The sequence below is a fragment of the Mycobacterium kansasii ATCC 12478 genome, from assembly GCF_000157895.3.
Lineage (GTDB): Bacteria > Actinomycetota > Actinomycetes > Mycobacteriales > Mycobacteriaceae > Mycobacterium > Mycobacterium kansasii.
The window spans coordinates 131,493-148,859 of sequence record NC_022663.1; the positions used below are offsets into that span (position 1 = coordinate 131,493).

Genomic DNA, 17,367 nt, shown 5'->3' on the forward strand with positions numbered 1-17,367 from the left:
AGCTAACCCGTTGCGGCCGTGGCGGATTGCGGCATGATGAGGTGATGTCCGCACCGGCGAGCACCCCGACGATGACGGCCTGGCAGGTACGCCGGCCCGGTCCGATGGACAGCAGCCCGCTCGAGCGGGTCAGCACCGAGATGCCGCGGCCTGGGCCGGCTGAACTGCTCGTTGCGGTGCACGCGTGCGGGGTATGCCGCACCGATCTGCACGTCGCCGAGGGCGATCTTGCCGTGCACCGCGAACGTGTGACTCCCGGACATGAGGTGGTAGGGGAGGTCATCGAGGTGGGCGCCGATGCCGGCGACGAGTTCCAGGTCGGCGACCGGGTTGGTATCGCTTGGTTACGCCACACCTGCGGAGTGTGCAAGTACTGCCTCAGGGGCGACGAGAATCTGTGTCCGAAGTCGCGCTACACCGGCTGGGACGCCGACGGCGGATACGCCGAATTCACCACCGTTCCAGCGGCTTTCGCGCACCACCTGCCCAGCGGCTACAGCGACAGCGAGCTTGCGCCGCTATTGTGTGCCGGCATCATCGGCTACCGCTCACTGTTGCGGGCGGAGCTGCCGGCCGGCGGTCGGCTGGGTCTTTACGGCTTCGGCGGCAGCGCCCATATCACCGCGCAGGTCGCGCTGGCCCAGGGTGCCGAGGTGCACGTGATGACCCGCGGAGCGCAAGCGCGCCGGCTGGCGCTCGAGCTCGGCGCCGCCTCGGCCCAAGGGGCCGCCGATCCGCCCCCGGTACCGCTGGACGCTGCCATTCTGTTCGCTCCGGTCGGCGACCTGGTGCTGCCCGCCTGCGCGGCTCTGGACCGGGGCGGTACTTTGGCGATCGCCGGCATCCACCTCAGCGATATCCCGGCCCTGAACTACCAGCGGCACCTATTTCAGGAGCGCCAGATCCGGTCGGTCACTTCGAACACCCGGGCCGACGCGCGTGCGTTTCTCGACTTCGCGACGCACCATCACATCCAGGTCACCACTCCGGAATACCCGTTGGGGCAAGCGGATCGTGCGCTGAGCGACCTCAGCTCCGGACGCATCGCGGGTGCAGCCGTCCTGCTGGTCTAACCGGGTTCAGGTGCTCAGGTGCCAGACCACGGCGGCGGCCAGCGCGCCCAATCCGTTCAGCGACCAATGCAGAGCTATCGGCGCGATCAGGCTGCCGCTACGCCGGCGCAGCCAGCTGAACACGAAGCCGGCCGCGCCGGTAGCCAACACCGCCAACGTCACCCCGGCCAGCATCCCGACGATCCCGCCGCCAAACAGCCGCGTGAAACCGACATTGGTGCTGGTCAGGCCCAATGACGTCGCGACATGCCACAGACCGAAGAGCAGCGAGCCCGCCATCGCGACACCGCGAAATCCCCAGGCACGATTCAGCGCGCCGTGCAGGACACCGCGAAACGCCAGCTCCTCTGGAATAACGGTTTGCAGCGGTATGACGAGCATCGAGGCGATCAGCGCGCCCGAGACCGTTGCGTAGCGGTTGTTCAGGAACATCGGCCGAGTCACCGGCACCAGCACGCCGACCGCGATCACCGACAGCACCACGGCCACGGCAGCCAGCGCATACCCCATGCCGGATCTCCAGTGCTGCCGACCCAGACCCAGTTCGGTCCAGCCAAGCCCACGCCACCGGACGAGGATCAGCAGACCGAGGGCTGCGGCCGGGACGGTCGCGATGCTGGCCCACGGTGTGGTGAAGTGCGCCACCAGGTTGGTCAGCACCAGCACCACGACGACGACGGCGATATCGACGTGGATCCGCAACCGCTCAAGTTTCGGCATCGGCAATGCCAGCGCGTCGTGCTGAGCGCTGGTGGCGGCTTCGTCCGGAGCTGGGTCACGCATCGTCGCGAGTCTACCCGCGCGCGGCCGAATGCCCGTTCTCTTCGGCAGCGCAGACCAGATCAAGTGTCGACACAGGCGTCGGCCAGCTCGGAGCCGCAGCGGTTCACCCTTTGTCCGGCGACAACCTGCGGCGCGCGTAGGCCAGAAGTTCGGCTGAGAGCGCGTCAGCTACCAGCAGCTGAGGCAGCAGCTCGGGCTCCGACATTCGGGCACGGAAGACGAGACCGATGGTCACGTCATGATCGGGGCGATGGTCGATCGTGATTGCGTCTCCGGCCCGAACGGTTCCGGGCGAGATCACCCGCAAGTAGGCCCCGGGTTTCCCTGCTTGGGTGAAGGTGTGGATCCAATGGCTCAATCCCAGGAATGCCGAAAACGTCCGGCATGGCGTCCGGGGTGCGGATACTTCCAGCACCAAGCCGTCCGTGCCGACGTGCCATCGATCACCGATCCGCGCGCCGGTCACATCGATGCCCACGGTGGTCAGATTCTCGCCGAAGATTCCGCTGCTGAGCGTGCGCTGGAGTTGAGATTCCCAGCCGTCCAGGTCTTCTCGTGCATACGCGTAAACGGCCTGGTCGTCGCCGCCATGGAATTTCGGATTGCCGATGGTGTCGCCGACCAGCCCGCTGCCCAGACCACCGTGCATCGGGCCCGGCGCCCTGACCATGACCGGCTCGGTTACCGCCGCCTTGTCGATACCCGTCACCTTGGACAATGCGCGGGGATCAGGGTTTGCTCCGACACGGGCCACGTTCACCGACAAGACATGCGCCACCCGCACAGGCTAGCGCTGCAGCGCTGGTGGCCGGCTGAGAGACTGCGCCCCGGTCGTGTGGTTTCGGGCCCTGATGGTGGGTCAAGACCGCCGAGACCGACAAGACCGAGGTGGTGGACCGAACAGTCCGGCGCAGCCGGTCGGCGGCGCACAATGCTCCGCTTCGACAAGCGCGGCCAACCGCACCAGGTCAGCGCGCAGCGCCTCGGTGCGGTCGTCGTGCTCGGGTATCAGCAGTGCAACCAAACGCGATAACCACAGCGGCATCGAGACGCCTTGGAAGGCCTGGGTTAGCCGCGTGCCCGCCGGGATAGGTTCCAGCCGGAAGTGCCAGGCGGTTGCATCGCCGGGACCTCCTGAGGTGATGTAGCCGAACTCGTTGGGCTCGTCGTAGGCGAAGATCGTGCAGCTACGCGTCCACCGATAGCGGCCGCTGCGGTTGGTCCCACGAAATCGCCGGCCCGGTCCCGCCGACGTCGCGCCATCCAGAAATCGCACCCGGCGACACTCGTGGCTCCACTCCGGAACCCGAAGCGGATCGGCGACCAGCTGCCACACCGCCTCGATCGGGGCCGGAATATCGACGCTGAGTTGTCCATTGAGTTTCTGGCGCAACCGGGTGTGCTGCGCCAGATGCCAAAGGCGCCATGCGTAGCGCTGATAGCCGGGGGTGGCAAAGATCTCGATCGCCCGCGCGACCGGCTTGGGTACCAGCGATCGGACTATCGCACGGTCCTCATCGCTGGCGCCATCGCACAGCCACAATGCGGTGAAAGCAAGCTCGGTTGGCTTCAGCGGCTTGACGGCATGGGCCTGTTCGATGGCATCCCACTCGGCCTGCGTCAGCGCCTCCGACACGACCGGCATCATTTCGAGCTCCTCGCGCTGCAAGTGCGGCAGCAGCACCGCCGCCAACCGGTCCAGTGTGGTAACCAGATCCAGGCGGGCCGACGGGTCCGCGGCGTAGCGCCGGGCGCTGTCGGTGAGCCGTGCGATCGCCGGTAGCAGCGCGTGATGGTCGGCGTCCATTGCGTCGAGAATGCCCGCTGCCTGCGAGACTCGTTGCCGCACCAGGGGATAAAGGCCGTCATCCTCGACGCGATGGTGGCGGTGCAGGAACTCCGTCATCCACACCAGGTGCTCGGCGACAGCCGAGCGCTGGCGGGGGTTGGGGTAGGGCCACCGGGCCAGCGCCGACTGCGCGCGGGCGATGTCGCGCCGTAGCGCGTTGTGGACGATGCCCATCATCCGGGTGTCCGCGGGCTGAGCGACGGCTCTCATCGGGCTTTCCTTCTAGCGCTCGCTCTTAGTGAAGCCGAGTTCGTCGAATCGGGGAACGCGCTGCCCGCGTCGGCGTGCCTCGGAATCCAGCCGCCGCTTCAGTCGCCGACTCGCCGACATCAGGTGCACCGCGCGCCGCAGCGGCTTCGCCGGGATGATGAAGTCGTTGAGCGCTCGCTCGACGTCGAACTCGATGTGTTCACCGGTGTTGCGGCAGTGCCCCGTCAAGCTTGCGTTTTCTTGACTTTCGAACGCGGGCCCGTGGGTGTGGAACGTCAGGCAGGCCGGCCCGTCGACGATGTCGACGCCAACGGGCGGGCGCATCCGGAAGCCGCCGGGGATCTGCTCGGCGTTCCGCACGCGCAGCGGGAGCGGCCAGCCGTCGGGTGTGATGCTGGTCAGCACCGGCGGGCCCAGCCGGTCGAGTGCGCCACGGATCCGCGTCCTCCAGTCCGCCGCTGCGCGGGTGTTCCAGGATCCGGCGCCGCGTCCAACCGGCGCGGGATCCGACGGGGCCACGGTGGGCAGGGTTTGCGGCTCCCAAAGTTGCGGTGGCTGATCAAGGTCCCCGCCACGCCACCACAGCACCCGAACCGGGGTGACTTCGATCCAGATGCGGGCCCAGTACCACGCCATCCGGCGCAGCATCACGGTGGGGATGCTGTCGAACGCTTCCGGTAGGTGCGCGGCGACTTCCGCCAGATAGCGGGCTGAATTGGCCCTTAGGTCGGCATCGTGGACGGTGGCCAGGCCCTGGATCACGAACGTTGCCGGATCGGCCAGCCGGGAGCCCAGCGGCTGCGAAAATGACAGCGACACTTTGGGGTTGCGCCGGGCCCGCTCGGCCTTGAGCGGGTAGGTGAGGCCGGTGGTCACATCGACGCTGCGCCCGTTTGCACCCAGGTAAGGCGTGACGGGCCAGGTGATGGGCGCGCCGCCGCGGTTCAGCGAGGCGTACTCCGTGGTGATGAACGCGGCCGCCTGGTCGCGGATGGTGGGCCAGTCCAAGACGGCCCGGGCGTCGAGTTTGGATGCCACTGCAACCTCCAGCGTATACTTCAATAGAGTCGCATGTATTTAATACAGTCAACTATAAGGACTTGGGTGCAATGACGTCAACGAGTTCCCGGCCCCGCCCGCGGCGCAAGTACGACAGCAGCCGGCGCCGCGCCGACGCCGAGGCCCGGCAGGGCAGGGTGATTGAAGCGGCGGCCAGCCTGTTCGTTGAGCAGGGGTTCGGCGCCACCTCCATCGACCAGATCGCCGCCGCGGCCGAGGTGTCCGCACCGACCATCTACGCGACATTCGGCTCCAAGGCCGGTGTGCTGGCCCGCGCGATCGACGTCGCAGTCGTCGGCGATTACGCAGATGTCCCGGTGGTGGACCGGGTGCTGAGCCTTATCGAGGAGGCCGGCCCGCAGGCACTCCGGCAATTTGCCGCCGTCGCCCATTTCATCCACACCATCAATGAGCGGGTAGCGCCACTGATCCGGGTGATGGAGCAGGCGACATCGGCCGAACCGGCCCTACAGCAGTTGCGCACCAGTCTGATCCGCGCGCTGCGTTCCGATTGCGCCGCGGCGATCGAGAAGTATTGGCGAACCACCCTGCGCCGTGGCCTCTCCAAGAAGGAAGCTGCCGACGTGATGGCGACATTGACATTGCCGCAAACCTATTCGATGCTCACCACCGACATGGGTTGGTCACCGGATCGCTACCAGAAATGGCTCGCAAACGCGTTGCCGCAGCTACTCCTGCGGCCGGAGCTCTTATGCGACTGACACGGAGCCGGATCGGTCGTCTCGCTCCCGTCACCCACTGCGTCCGTTCCGCTCGCTCGACTCCCAGGGCCGGATCGGTCGTCTCGCTCCCGTCACCCACTGCGTCCGTTCCGCTCGCTCGACTCCCAGGGCCGGATCGGTCGTCTCGCTCCCGTCACCCACTGCGTTCGTTCCGCTCGCTCGACTCCCAGGGCCGGATCGGTCGTCTCGCTCCCGTCACCCACTGCGTTCGTTCCGCTCGCTCGACTCCCAGGCCTAATCGGTCGTCTCGCTCCCGTCACCCACTGCGTTCGTTCCGCTCGCTCGACTCCCAGGCCCATCCCGCGATCCGGGGGTCGTCGGCGCCATGCTCACGGGTGTACAGACGTGCCGAGAGCCGGGCGTCGGCCATCCGTTGGCGTAGCACGGCGGCTCGGCTGGCCAGCCCGTCAACGCGGTCGATGACGTCCATGACCAGGTGAAAGCGATCCAGATCGTTGAGCATCACCATGTCAAACGGTGTCGTCGTGGTCCCGCGCTCCTTGAACCCGCGCACATGGATACGGGGGTGATTGGCGCGGCGATACGCGAGCCGATGGATCAACCACGGATACCCGTGGTAGGCGAAGATGACCGGCTTGTCGCGAGTGAACACTGCATCGAATTCCTTGTCGGCCAAGCCGTGTGGGTGCTCGGACTCCGGCTGCAGCCGCATGATGTCGACGACGTTGACCACCCGCACACCCAGCCCTGGCAGTTCCCGCCGCAGAATGTCGGCGGCTGCCAGCGTCTCCAGCGTCGGCACGTCTCCCGCGCAGGCCAGCACCACGTCGGGCTCACCGGTCGCCGTGCTTGCCCATTGCCAGATGCCGAGCCCGCGAGTGCAGTGCGCGACGGCCTCGTCCATGGCGAGATAGGACAGCGCGGGTTGCTTGCCGGCGACGATGACGTTGACATAGTCACGGCTGCGCAGGCAATGGTCGGCCACCGACAACAACGTGTTGCCGTCGGGCGGCAGGTAAACGCGTACCACCTCGGGTCGCTTGTTGGCGACCAGGTCGATGAATCCGGGATCCTGATGCGATGCGCCGTTGTGGTCCTGGCGCCACACATGGGAACTCAGCAGGTAGTTCAGCGACGCGATCGGTCGCCGCCATGGCAGTTCCCGGCTGGTCGACAGCCATTTGGTGTGCTGGTTGAACATCGAGTCGACGATGTGCACGAAGGCCTCGTAGCAGTCGAACATGCCGTGGCGGCCGGTCAGCAGATAGCCCTCCAGCCAGCCCTGACACAGATGTTCGGACAGCACCTCCATCACCCGGCCTGCCGCAGACAGGTGATCGTCGTCGGCGCTGGTCTCCGACAGCCAGGTCCGCCCGGTCGCTTCGAATACGGCACTGAGCCGGTTCGACGCGGTTTCGTCCGGGCCCATCAGCCGGAACCGATCCGGGTTGCGCCGGATCACGTCTCGCAGATACGTACCGAGCACCCGGGTGGCCTCGTGGGTTTCGCAGGCCGGACGTGCCACCGGCACCGCGTAGTCGCGGAAGTCGGGAAGATCGAGGTCGCGCAGCAGCAGCCCGCCGTTGGCGTGCGGGTTGGCGCTCATCCGCCGATCACCGGTAGGTGCCAACGCCCGCAGCTCGGCCCGCAACGTGCCGTTGTCGTCGAAGAGCTCATCGGGCCGGTAGCTGCGCAGCCACTCTTCAAGCTGCCGGCGCCGCTCGGCGCTGTCATGGGTGTCGGCGAGCGGGACCTGATGCGAACGCCAGGTGCCCTCGACCTTCATGCCGTCGACCACCTTCGGCCCGGTCCAGCCCTTGGGTGTGCGCAACACGATCATCGGCCAGACCGGCCGCGCAGAATTCTCGCCCGAGCGCGCGGCATGCTGAATTGCCGCAATGTCGTCGAACGCGTCATCGAGCGCACCAGCCAGCTGCCGGTGCACCCTGAGCGGATCGTCCCCGGAAACCGCGATCGGCCGGTAGCCGTAACCGCGCAGCAGCGATGCCAGCTCGTCATGCGGAATACGCGCCAGCACAGTCGGATTGGCGATTTTGTATCCGTTGAGGTGCAAGATCGGCAACACCGCGCCGTCGATCGCGGGATTGAGGAACTTGTTGGAATGCCAGCTGGCGGCCAACGGTCCGGTTTCGGCTTCGCCGTCGCCGATGACACAGGCGACCACCAGGTCGGGGTTGTCGAAAGCCGCGCCGAAAGCATGCACCAGCGCATACCCCAGCTCGCCGCCCTCGTGAATAGACCCCGGGGTCTGGGCCGCGACATGGCTGGGGATACCACCGGGAAAGGAGAACTGCCGAAACAGCCGCCGCAATCCTTCGGCGTCTTCCCCGATGCCGGTGTACACCTCGCTGTAGGTGCCTTCGAGGTAGGCGTTGGCGACCAGGCCGGGACCGCCGTGCCCGGGGCCGGTGACGTAGATGACGTTGGCGTCGCGGTTGCGGATTACCCGGTTCAGGTGGGCGTAGACGAGGTTGAGCCCCGGCGTGGTGCCCCAATGTCCCAGCAGCCGGGGTTTGACGTGCTCGGCTGACAGCGGCTTGGCCAGCAGCGGGTTGTCCAGCAGGTAGATCTGGCCGACCGACAGGTAGTTGGCGGCACGCCAATACGCGTCGATGCGGGCCAGTTCGTCGTCGGAAAGGGTCGCGGTTGTTGGGGTTTCAGGGCTCACCGGGCTCACCGGGCCGATTGTGCGCGCCCTCGGTGAACTGCCAGCTGAAGCCGGTCAGTCCTGTCCACGAGCGCGGGCCTCGTAGGCCTTGCGCTTGGCGACGTCGACGTCGTCGGTGAAGACGTGTTCGCCGCCCAAGATACGGTTCAGTCCCTCGGCCACCGGCCGCGGCATGAACTTCTGCGAGACGACCATCGCGCCGGCCGCCCGAGTGACCCGCACCCGCGGCTTCGGGTGGGCCACCAGGCGCACGATCGCGTCGGCGATGTTCTCCGGTTCGGCGTTCTTGAATCCCTTGACCCCGGCGGTCCCGGCGGTCAGTTCGGTGTTGACGAAAGTCGGCAACACCATGGAGAACTTCACGCCCGCCGAACGGTATTCGAGCCGCGCCGAGTCCGTGAACGCCACAACCGCGTGCTTGCTGGCGCAGTAGGTGGCCAGCCCCACCGCATAGAGCTCGCCGGCAAGCGATGCGACATTGATGACCTGCCCACTCCCGCGAGGGAGCATCCGCTCAACGGCCAACTTGCTGCCGAGGATGACCCCGAAAACGTTGATGTCCAAAATGCGGCGGGTCACCGAGTCCGGCTCGTCGATAATCCGGCCGACCGGCATGATGCCGGCATTGTTGACCAGCACGTCGATCGGGCCGAGTTGGCGCTCGACCCGGTCGAGAAAGTCCGAAAACGAATCTCGGTCGGTGACATCGAGTTTGCCGTAGACATCCAGGCCCAAGTCGGCGCCGGACTCCTTGACCTTTGCCTCATCGATGTCGCCGATCGCAACCCGAGCGCCCAACCTGTGCAGGGCGGTTGCCGTCGCCAACCCGATGCCTCGTGCGCCGCCGGTGATGACGATGACCTTGCCGCGCACCTTGATACCGAGGGATGCCGTGTCTGCCATGTTCGTCCTCTCCGGGGCTTGACGGGTGTCAACTAGGCAATCTGGTAAGCACACCACCCGGCCGCGGGCGGCGCAACAGCCGCGCCGATACTGCAACGGTGACTCAGGTGCGCGCAGCCGTCCCGGAGGACGCCGAAGCGGTGGCTCGGGTCCATGTCCGGTCGTGGCAGTGCGCCTATCCGGGACTCATCGACCAGGAATATCTCGACGGTCTGCGGCCCGAGGTGTGGGCGGGCAGATACACGTTCGGCCGCATGGGCCTTCGGCTGCCGGCCACCGTGGTGGCCGTCGACGGTTCTGCCATCTGCGGCTTGGCCACCACGGGGCTGTGCCGGGACCACGAGTTGCCGAATTCCGGTGAGCTGATGGCAATCTACGTCGATCCGGCTTGGATGGGCAGCGGTGTCGGCCGTTTGCTGATGGCCGCTGCCCGAGATCGGCTGCGTCGAGTCGGGGTCAGGCACGCTTCGTTGTGGGTGCTGGACGGCAATGTTCGCGCCCGGCGGTTCTACGAACGCGACGGGTGGCGGTTCGACGGCACGCGGCGCACCGAGGTCTTCGGGGCCACGACCGTCGAACAGCTGCGCTACCAACGCTCGCCGGTGTGATCACGGCTCCGGGCCGCCCGAGCGGTGTGTCGCCGGCCCCAGCGAGGTGCGCGCAGCGGCGGGTACGGTGTGCCAATGCCCGACGGGTTACTCGATGCCGTGCGCGTCCTGGACCTGTCCGGTGGTAGCGCTGACACGGTCACCCGGTTGCTGGCCGATCTGGGTGCCGACGTCCTGAAGGTGGAAGCTCCCGGCGGCAGCCCGGGACGCGGCGTCCCGCCGACGTTGGCCGGCACCGGCATCCCGTTCGCGGTGCACAACGCCAACAAGCGCAGCGCGGTGCTGAACCCGCTCGACGAGCAGCACCGCCGGCGTTTCGACGAGCTCACCGCCAGCGCCGACATCGTTGTCGACAGCGGTCTTCCGGGAGCGGCGGCCGCCTACGGGACAACGTGTGCCGAACTGGCCGATCGCCACCCGCACCTGGTTGCGCTGTCGTTCACCGACTTCGGTACCTCGGGGCCACGGTCGTCGTGGCGCGCCACCGATCCGGTGCTGTATGCGATGTCGGGCTCGCTGTCGCGGTCCGGCCCCACCACCGGCACCCCGGTGTTACCGCCGGACGGCATCGCTTCGGCGACCGCCGCCGTCCAAGCGGCCTGGGCGGTCTTGGTCGCCTATTACAACAGATTGCGTTGCGGCGCAGGGGATTACATCGACTTCTCGCGGTTCGACGCGCTTGTCATGGCGCTGGACCCGGCGTTCGGTGCGCACGGACAGGTCGCGGCCGGCATCCGCAGCAGCGCACGGTGGCGCGGACGGCCCAAGAACCAGGACGCGTACCCGATCTATCCGTGCCAGGACGGCTACGTGCGGTTGTGCGTGATGGCGCCGCGGCAGTGGCGCGGCCTGCGCCGCTGGCTGGGGGAGCCGCAAGACTTTCAGGATCCTCGGTACGACGTGATCGGCGCCCGTTTTGCCGCGTGGCCCCAGATCAGTGTGCTGGTGGCGGCGCTGTTCGCCGGTCAGACCATGAAAGAGCTGGTGGCCGCCGGACAGGCTCATGGGGTGCCGATCGCGGCGGTGCTGACGCCGTCGCGGATCCTGGCGTCCGAGCACTTCCAGGCGGTGGGTGCGATCACCGATGCCGAGCTGGTTCCCGGTGTACACGCCCAGGTGCCGACCGGATATTTCACGGTCAACGAGCAGCGCGCCGGCTTTCGCGCTCCGGCACCCACTGCCGGCCAGCACGAACCGGGCTGGCTGGCCGACCCGGTGCCGGCGCCCCCGCCTGTGGGCCGGGTGGGCGACTATCCGTTCGCCGGACTGCGCATTCTCGATCTCGGCATCATCGTCGCCGGCGGCGAGTTGAGCCGCTTGTTCGGCGACCTGGGGGCCGAGGTCATCAAGGTCGAAAGCGCCGACTACCCCGACGGGCTGCGGCAGGCCCGTGCCGGCGATGCGATGAGCGAGTCCTTCGCCTGGACCCACCGCAATCACCGCGCATTCGGTGTGGACCTGCGCCGCAACGAAGGTAAGCACATCTTCGGTCAGCTGGTGGCCGAGGCCGACGCCGTCTTTGCCAACTTCAAGCCGGGAACGCTGACCTCCCTGGGGTTCAACTACGACAAGCTGCGTGGTCTCAATCCCGGGATCGTGCTCGCCGGCAGCAGCGCGTTCGGCAACCGGGGCCCGTGGAGCCGCCGGCTGGGCTATGGCCCGTTGGTGCGCGCGACCACCGGCGTAACCAGCGTGTGGACGTCCGAGGAAGCCCCGAAGGACGGCGCCCGGCACCCCTTCTACGACGCCACGACCATCTTCCCCGATCACGTGGTGGGACGCGTCGTCGCGATCCTGGCCCTGGCCGCATTGATCCACCGCGATCGCACCGGAGCCGGCGCCCACGTCCACGTCTCTCAGGCCGAAGTCGTCGTCAATCAACTCGACACGCTGTTCGTAACGGAAGCCGCACGGGCCGCCGGCGCCGCCGAAATCCGCGACGACATCAGCGTGCACGCGGTCTGCCCGTGCGCCGGTGACGACGAGTGGTGCGTCATCTCCATCCGCTCGGATGACGAATGGCGTTGTGCCGCACTAGTATTCGATAAACCGGAATTGGCCGAGGACCTGCGCTTCGCGACGGCGGAGGCTCGCCGGGCCAACCGCGCCGAGTTGTCAGCGGTGCTGGCAGCCTGGACGAGCACCCACAGTCCGGAGCAGGCGGCCCGGCTCATGCAGTCGGCCGGACTCGCCGCGGGCCCGATGAACCGCCCGCCGGACCTGCTCGAGGATCCTCAGCTGGCCGAGCGACAGCTGTTCAGCACCATGGTGCATCCCCTCATCGCACGTCAAATGCCGGCGGAAACGGGTCCGGCGCCGTTTCGTCACATCCCGCATGCACCGCAACGTCCGGCGCCGCAGGCGGGTCAGGACACTCGAGCGATCTGTCAAGAGCTGCTCGGGATGAGCCCTGAGCACATCGAGCAGCTGATCGCCGAAGGCGTGCTGTTCGCGGCCGCTGGCACGTGAGCGTCCGCCTACGCGACGCTGGTGTGCGGCGCGCCGAAGCCCGGCGCTAGGTTCGAGGCATGCCCGTTGATCCCAGGACACCGGTGCTGATCGGCTACGGTCAGGTCAACCATCGCGACGAAATCGACCCGGCCGGGCCGTCAATCGAACCGGTTGACCTGATGGTCGCGGCGGCCCGGCAAGCCGCCGATGCTCCGCTGTTGGCGGCCGTCGACTCGATCCGCGTGGTGCACATGCTGTCGGCGCACTACCGCAACCCGGGACAGTTGCTCGGCGAGCGCCTCGGCGCCGGCAGCTTCACCACCGGCTACGGCAGTGTCGGCGGCAACACACCGCAGTCGCTGGTCAGCCAGGCATGCCTGGACATCCAGCAGGGGCGCGCCCGGGTGGTGCTGATTGCCGGCGCCGAAACCTGGCGTACCAGGACCGGGTTGAAGTCCAAGGGCGCGCGGCTGGTGTGGACCCGACAGGACGAATCCGTTCCACTGCCTGAAATTGCCGGTGACGACGTTGTGATGGCGGGTGAGGCCGAGCTCAGGATTAAGCTGGACCGGCCCGCCTACGTCTACCCGCTGTTCGAGCAGGCGCTGCGCATCGCCAACGGCGAGTCGATGGCGGATCACCGGCGGCGGGTCGGTCAGCTGTGGGCGCGCTTCAACGCCGTCGCGGTGGCCAATCCCTATGCCTGGATCCGTACCCCGATGACCGCCGAGGAGATTTGCCGGCCCGGCCCGCAGAACCGCATGATCAGTTGGCCCTACACCAAGCTGATGAACTCCAACAACATGGTTGACCAGGGCGCGGCGCTGATCCTGGCGTCGGTCGAGCAGGCCACGCGGCTGCAGGTCCCAGCCGAGCGCTGGGTTTACCCGCACGCCGGTACCGACGCCCATGACACCCCCGCGATCGCCGAGCGGGCCGAGCTGTACCGGTCTCCAGCGATCCGGTTCGGGGGGGCGCGGGTGCTCGAGCTGGCCGGCTTGGACATCGACGACGTCGACTATGTCGACCTGTACTCGTGTTTTCCCTCTGCGGTTCAGGTTGCCGCGGCCGAACTCGGCCTGGCGACCGACGATCCCGCCCGCCCGCTGACGGTCACCGGCGGCCTGACCTTCGCCGGCGGCCCGTGGAGCAATTACGTCACCCATTCCATTGCCACCATGGCCGAACTGTTGGCGGCCAACCCGGGCCGACGCGGCCTGATCACCGCAAACGGCGGATACCTGACCAAACACAGCTTCGGCGTCTACAGCACCGAACCGCCTGCGGAATTTCGTTGGGAAGATGTCCAGCCGGTAGTAGACCGCGAGCCCACGACCGTGGGTTTGGTCGAGTGGGAGGGAATCGGAACGGTCGAGGCCTGGACCACACCGTTCACCCGCGAAGGCAGGCCCGAGAAAACCTTTGTAGCCGTGCGCACCCCCGACGGAGCCCGGAGTTTGGGCGTGATCACCGATCCCGATACAGCAGCCGCGACGGTGCACGACGACATCGCAGACATCGCCGGGGCCAAGGTTGCCATCGCAGCCGACGGCAGCGCGACGTTGCGGTAACCACCGCGACGAATCCGTACGCCCTTTTCCGGATCACGGTCCGGACTCAATTGGTCGCGAAAGTGGGGTTGCGGTGCTTATTGTCATGGGACGACGTTGGGGAAGGTGGGCAGGGTGCACGTCCTGGTTACCGATGCTGCCGGCGCGGTCGGCCGGCTGGTAGCACGCCAGCTGATCGCCGCCGGGCACACGGTCAGCGGCATAGCCCGCTACCGGCATCCGGCCCTTGATGCCGGTGTCGACTTTGTGTGTGCATCGCTGCGCGACCCTGTGTTGCTGGAGTTGACCGCCGAAGCGGACGCGGTGATCCATCTCGCCCCGGTGGACACCAGCGCACCGGGCGGAGCCGGCCTCAACGGCTTGGCGCATGTGAGCAACGCGGCCTCCCGCGCGGGTGCCCGGCTGCTGTTCGTGTCCCAGGCTGCGGGGTCGCCCGAGCTCTACCAGCAGGCCGAAGCCTTGGTGGCCGGTTGCTGGGCGCCGAACCTGGTCATTCGCATCGCGCCGCCGGTCGGTCGGCACCTGGACTGGATGGTCTGCCGGACGGTGGCTACTCTGCTGCGCAGTAGGGTCTCGGCGCAGCCGATGCGGGTGCTGCACCTCGATGACCTGGTTCGCTTCCTGGTATTGGCGCTGAACACCGACCGCAACGGCGTCGTCGACCTGGCCACGCCGGATGCCGCGAACCTGGTCACCGCGTGGCGGCTGCTGCAATCGGCCGACCCACGCCTGCGAACGCACCGGATTCGCCGTTGGGCTGATCTGCTTCCGCAGATGGACACCGCTGCGGCCCAAGAAGATTGGAAATTTCAGTACGGGTGGCAGGCGACCGAGGCGATCGTGGATACCGGTCGCGGACTGGTGGGCCGGCGGCTGGATCGTGGTGGCGCGACCATCGGGTCAGGCCAACTCGCGCTGCCGATCGAGCCGGTCCCGCGGTCGTTTCCCCGTTACGGCGCGACCGTGAACTCGGTGGGGCCCGACGGGCTCGAGGGGGAATTCGACGACCGGATCGATCCGCGGTTTCCGGTATTCAGCGCAACCGGTCTCACCGAAGCACTACCCGGACCGCTGACCCCGATGACATTGGACGTCCAGATGGGCGGGCTGCGTGCCGCAGGTCGGGCCATGGGTCGAATCCTGGCACTTGGCGCCGTGGTTGCCCAGGAGTGGGAGAGCAGGGCCATCGCGGTATTCGGTCATCGCCCCTACGTCGGCGTGTCGGCCAACATCGTCGCCGCCAGCCAGCTGCCGGGCTGGGACGAGCAGGCCATCACCCGCCGAACGCTGGGGGACCATCAACCGCCCACGGGCCTGCTGCCGTTTGGGCGACCCCAGATGGCCGGCGGAGCACTCGGGTCGGTCGCCAAGGTGGTCGTGACGGCTCGGTCGCTGTCGCTGTTGCGTCACCTGCGGGCCGACACTCAGGCCTACGTTGCCGCGGCGTCGGCAGAGCACGTCGATGCCGGGCAGCTGAGCGAACTGCCGGAGGCCAGCCTGGAAGTACGGGTTCGCTTGTTGCGGGATCGGATTCACCAGGGCTGGATCCTCACGGCGCTATGGGTCATCGACACCGGCATCACCGCGGCGACGCTGGAGCACACACACGCGAAATCCAGCGTGTCCGGTATCGGGGTGATCATGGAGAGCGGTCGGGTCGCGGCGGTGAGCACTGACCTGACGGACATCCTGCGCGCCGATGCACCGCTGTGCGCGCTGGCCCGCGAAGGCAACGTCGACAGTATCCGGGCGCTGTCGCCGTCGGCCGCAGCCGCCCTCGACGCGGCCGTAGCCCAGCTGGGACACCGCGGCTCGGGGGAAGCGGAGCTGGCCAACCCGGCGTTCGGCGACGACCCGTCACTACTTTTGACCCTTGCTGCGCAAGCCGCTACGGCGCCCGCCGAGCCGGCACCACCCGCGACGTTTGCCCAGCGGTTGGCGGCCAGTGCTCGCAGTTCGCGAGAGTTGGCTCACGACACCACCATCCGGTTCACCCATGAACTCCGGATGACGCTGCGCGAGTTAGGATCTCGGCGGGTCGCGGCCGACCTGATCGACACCGTCGACGACGTGTACTACCTGACCTGTGACGAGCTGGTCACCATGCCGGCCGACGCCCGGCTGCGGGTCAAACGCCGACGCACCGAGCGCGAGCGGCTGCAAGCTCAGCCGCCGCCCGACGTCATCGACCACACTTGGAAGCCCCCGGACTAAGAGCGCTAAGAGCGCTATGAGCCGACCCGCACTTCGGCCAACGGCGATGCGGGATCAGCCAACCTGTCGGCGTCGACCGGAACTTTCGATCGGATCAGAGCTTTCACGTCGTCGAGCACGTCCCAAATGTTGACGTTCATCCCGGCCAGCACCCGGTTGTCACCGTCGAGCCAGAACGCGACGAACTCGCGGCCGGCGACGTCGCCGCGGAACACCACCCGCTCGACGCCGGACGCGTGGCCGGCGTACTCCATCCCGAGGTCGTACTGATCGGTGAAGAAGTAGGGCAGCTCGGCGTATTCGCCCGGCGTGCCGAGCATTCCGGCGACTGCCACCGCGGGTTGTTTGAGCGCGTTGGCCCAGTGCTCGGTGCGGATCCGGGTGCCCAGCAGCGGGTGCTCCGCGGCAGCGATGTCACCGACGGCGTAGATATCGGGATCGCTGGTGCGCAGCGACGCGTCGACCTGGACACCGCCGTCAGCCATCGCCAAGCCGGCCTGTTGGGCCAGTTCGACGTTGGGTGTCGCACCGACGGCCACCAACACGGCATCGGCGGCGATGACGGACCCGTCGCCCAGCTTGAGCCCACTGGCCCGGCCGCCCCCCGTTGTGATCTCGGTGACCTGCGCTTCCAGCCGCAAGTCCACACCATGATCGCGATGCAGGTCGGCAAACACCTTGCCGACGGTGTCGCCCAGCGCCGCCGACAGCGGCTGGCTGGCCGCCTCCACCACGGTGACATCGACGTTGCGCTGCCGAGCGCTGGCGGCCACCTCCAGACCGATCCAGCCCGCGCCCACGACCGCTAGCGAAGAGCCCTCGGCCAGCGCGGAATTCAGCGCCGACGCATCCTCGAACGTGCGCAGATAATGCACACCGGCGGCGTCGGCGCCGGGTATCGGCAGGCGACGCGACGCCGATCCGGTCGCCAGCAGCAGCTTGTCGTAGTGCACGGTGGTGTCGTCGAGAAGTCCGACGGTGTGAGCGTCGGGATCCAACGACGACACCCGCGCGCCCAGCCGCAGGTCGACATCATGGTCGCGATACCAGTCCGAGTTCTGCACGGTGAACTCGTCGAGCGACTTCTTGCCTGCCAGGAATTCCTTGGACAGCGGGGGACGTTCGTAGGGCAGCTGCTCCTCTTCGGCGAAGAGTGTGATGGTGCCGTCGAAACTGTTGTCGCGCAAGGCTTCTGCCGCTCGGGCGCCGGCAAGCCCGCCGCCGACGATGACGAAGTTTGTCGAACTGGCCAT

13 protein-coding genes are annotated in these 17,367 nt (G+C 67.4%); 6 read left to right on the plus strand and 7 right to left on the minus strand.

Annotation, left to right across the window (positions count from 1 at the left end; all coding sequences use genetic code 11):
- Positions 1–44 precede the first annotated feature (44 nt).
- A complete protein-coding gene (locus tag MKAN_RS00545; RefSeq protein ID WP_023364131.1) occupies positions 45–1,073 on the plus strand; it encodes a zinc-binding alcohol dehydrogenase family protein in 1,029 nt (342 codons plus the stop codon).
- Positions 1,074–1,079: 6 nt separating this feature from the next.
- Here the strand turns inward: MKAN_RS00545 and MKAN_RS00550 are convergent, their stop codons facing one another.
- From MKAN_RS00550 to MKAN_RS28550, 4 genes are all read right to left on the minus strand, one after another.
- A complete protein-coding gene (locus tag MKAN_RS00550; protein WP_023364133.1) occupies positions 1,080–1,856 on the minus strand; it encodes a CPBP family intramembrane glutamic endopeptidase in 777 nt (258 codons plus the stop codon).
- A 103-nt stretch (positions 1,857–1,959) separates the two neighbouring features.
- Positions 1,960–2,634: an MOSC domain-containing protein gene (locus tag MKAN_RS00555; RefSeq protein ID WP_036394208.1), complete on the minus strand. Its 675-nt coding sequence runs from the start codon at positions 2,632–2,634 to the stop codon at positions 1,960–1,962.
- A gap of 81 nt (positions 2,635–2,715) precedes the next feature.
- Positions 2,716–3,915, minus strand: coding sequence for a hemerythrin domain-containing protein (locus MKAN_RS00560; RefSeq protein ID WP_023364137.1), 1,200 nt, complete (start codon positions 3,913–3,915; stop codon positions 2,716–2,718).
- 12 nt (positions 3,916–3,927) lie between these two features.
- A complete protein-coding gene (locus MKAN_RS28550) occupies positions 3,928–4,953 on the minus strand; it encodes a pyridoxamine 5'-phosphate oxidase family protein (RefSeq protein WP_023364139.1) in 1,026 nt (341 codons plus the stop codon).
- Between the two features lie 71 nt (positions 4,954–5,024).
- Here MKAN_RS28550 and MKAN_RS00570 point away from each other — a divergent pair, with 71 nt between their 5' ends.
- Positions 5,025–5,696 (plus strand): TetR/AcrR family transcriptional regulator, encoded by a 672-nt coding sequence (locus tag MKAN_RS00570; protein WP_023364141.1) that lies wholly within the window; start codon positions 5,025–5,027, stop codon positions 5,694–5,696.
- Between the two features lie 277 nt (positions 5,697–5,973).
- On the opposite strand, the gene MKAN_RS00575 is transcribed toward MKAN_RS00570, so the two are convergent.
- Both MKAN_RS00575 and MKAN_RS00580 read right to left on the minus strand, forming a co-directional pair.
- Positions 5,974–8,367 (minus strand): phosphoketolase family protein, encoded by a 2,394-nt coding sequence (locus tag MKAN_RS00575; RefSeq protein ID WP_099184910.1) that lies wholly within the window; start codon positions 8,365–8,367, stop codon positions 5,974–5,976.
- Between the two features lie 54 nt (positions 8,368–8,421).
- Positions 8,422–9,270, minus strand: coding sequence for an SDR family oxidoreductase (locus tag MKAN_RS00580; RefSeq protein ID WP_023364145.1), 849 nt, complete (start codon positions 9,268–9,270; stop codon positions 8,422–8,424).
- Between the two features lie 98 nt (positions 9,271–9,368).
- Between MKAN_RS00580 and MKAN_RS00585 the strand changes: the two genes are divergently transcribed.
- From MKAN_RS00585 to MKAN_RS00600, 4 genes are all read left to right on the plus strand, one after another.
- Positions 9,369–9,878, plus strand: a complete 510-nt coding sequence (locus tag MKAN_RS00585) for a GNAT family N-acetyltransferase (RefSeq protein ID WP_036394093.1) — start codon at positions 9,369–9,371, stop codon at positions 9,876–9,878.
- A 75-nt stretch (positions 9,879–9,953) separates the two neighbouring features.
- The gene (locus tag MKAN_RS00590; protein ID WP_023364149.1) at positions 9,954–12,347 is read left to right on the plus strand and encodes a CoA transferase; all 2,394 of its coding nucleotides are present in this window, start codon (positions 9,954–9,956) and stop codon (positions 12,345–12,347) included.
- 59 nt (positions 12,348–12,406) lie between these two features.
- Positions 12,407–13,900 carry an acetyl-CoA acetyltransferase gene (locus MKAN_RS00595; RefSeq protein ID WP_023364151.1) on the plus strand — a complete coding sequence of 498 codons (1,494 nt, stop codon included), beginning with the start codon at positions 12,407–12,409 and terminating at the stop codon, positions 13,898–13,900.
- A gap of 114 nt (positions 13,901–14,014) precedes the next feature.
- Positions 14,015–16,114 carry an NAD-dependent epimerase/dehydratase family protein gene (locus MKAN_RS00600; RefSeq protein WP_023364153.1) on the plus strand — a complete coding sequence of 700 codons (2,100 nt, stop codon included), beginning with the start codon at positions 14,015–14,017 and terminating at the stop codon, positions 16,112–16,114.
- 14 nt (positions 16,115–16,128) lie between these two features.
- Here the strand turns inward: MKAN_RS00600 and MKAN_RS00605 are convergent, their stop codons facing one another.
- Positions 16,129–17,367, minus strand: coding sequence for an NAD(P)/FAD-dependent oxidoreductase (locus MKAN_RS00605; protein ID WP_023364155.1), 1,239 nt, complete (start codon positions 17,365–17,367; stop codon positions 16,129–16,131).